The following is a 262-nucleotide window of genomic DNA, read 5'->3' as shown; positions in this document are numbered from 1 at the left end:
ACGGCGCGCATTCGAACCTCTGCATCAACCAGATCGCCCGCTGGGCGAATGCCGAGCAAAAGGCGAAGTACCTCCCCAAGCTCATCTCCGGCGAGCATGTCGGCAGTCTGGCGATGTCGGAGGCCGGGGCAGGGTCCGACGTCGTGTCGATGAAGCTGCGGGCGGAGAAGACCGGCGACGGCTTTCGCCTCAACGGCACGACGTTCTGGATCACCAACGCCGCCTATGCCGACACGCTGGTCGTCTATGCGAAGACGGGGGA

1 protein-coding gene is annotated in these 262 nt (G+C 64.5%); it reads left to right on the top strand.

Annotated features, from left to right (window positions below):
- A partial coding sequence (locus AC0IYH_RS32240) for an acyl-CoA dehydrogenase family protein (protein ID WP_471838389.1) occupies positions 1–262 on the top strand: 262 nt, incomplete at both ends.

Source organism: Pseudomonas sp. AC463 (assembly GCF_979253585.1).
This window is presented reverse-complemented; position numbering and strand designations above follow the sequence as displayed.